We start from the raw sequence: 1,350 nt of genomic DNA, 5'->3' as shown, positions 1-1,350 counted from the left end.
TAAGGAGGTGATCCAGCGCCAGGTTCCCCTAGCGCTACCTTGTTACGACTTCACCCCAGTCATGAACCACAAAGTGGTAAGCGTCCTCCCGAAGGTTAAACTACCTACTTCTTTTGCAGCCCACTCCCATGGTGTGACGGGCGGTGTGTACAAGGCCCGGGAACGTATTCACCGTGGCATTCTGATCCACGATTACTAGCGATTCCGACTTCATGGAGTCGAGTTGCAGACTCCAATCCGGACTACGACGCACTTTTTGGGATTCGCTCACTATCGCTAGCTTGCTGCCCTCTGTATGCGCCATTGTAGCACGTGTGTAGCCCTACTCGTAAGGGCCATGATGACTTGACGTCGTCCCCACCTTCCTCCGGTTTATCACCGGCAGTCTCCCTGGAGTTCCCGACATTACTCGCTGGCAAACAAGGATAAGGGTTGCGCTCGTTGCGGGACTTAACCCAACATTTCACAACACGAGCTGACGACAGCCATGCAGCACCTGTCTCAGAGTTCCCGAAGGCACCAATCCATCTCTGGAAAGTTCTCTGGATGTCAAGAGTAGGTAAGGTTCTTCGCGTTGCATCGAATTAAACCACATGCTCCACCGCTTGTGCGGGCCCCCGTCAATTCATTTGAGTTTTAATCTTGCGACCGTACTCCCCAGGCGGTCTACTTAACGCGTTAGCTCCGAAAGCCACGGCTCAAGGCCACAACCTCCAAGTAGACATCGTTTACGGCGTGGACTACCAGGGTATCTAATCCTGTTTGCTCCCCACGCTTTCGCATCTGAGTGTCAGTATCTGTCCAGGGGGCCGCCTTCGCCACCGGTATTCCTTCAGATCTCTACGCATTTCACCGCTACACCTGAAATTCTACCCCCCTCTACAGTACTCTAGTCTGCCAGTTTCAAATGCTATTCCGAGGTTGAGCCCCGGGCTTTCACATCTGACTTAACAAACCACCTGCATGCGCTTTACGCCCAGTAATTCCGATTAACGCTCGCACCCTCCGTATTACCGCGGCTGCTGGCACGGAGTTAGCCGGTGCTTCTTCTGTCGCTAACGTCAAGTAATGCAGCTATTAACTACACTACCTTCCTCACGACTGAAAGTGCTTTACAACCCGAAGGCCTTCTTCACACACGCGGCATGGCTGCATCAGGCTTGCGCCCATTGTGCAATATTCCCCACTGCTGCCTCCCGTAGGAGTCTGGACCGTGTCTCAGTTCCAGTGTGGCTGATCATCCTCTCAGACCAGCTAGGGATCGTCGCCTTGGTGAGCCATTACCTCACCAACTAGCTAATCCCACCTAGGCATATCCTGACGCGAGAGGCCCGAAGGTCCCCCTCTTTG

General features: G+C 53.7%; 1 rRNA gene. It reads right to left on the bottom strand.

Annotated features, from left to right (window positions below):
- A 16S ribosomal RNA gene (locus VCHENC03_RS17175) occupies window positions 1–1,350 on the bottom strand; the annotation flags it as partial.

This window comes from Vibrio sp. HENC-03, from assembly GCF_000305755.2.
Lineage (GTDB): Bacteria > Pseudomonadota > Gammaproteobacteria > Enterobacterales > Vibrionaceae > Vibrio > Vibrio owensii.
The sequence above is the reverse complement of the archived record's forward strand: the minus strand, read 5'-3'. Positions and strand labels throughout refer to the sequence as shown.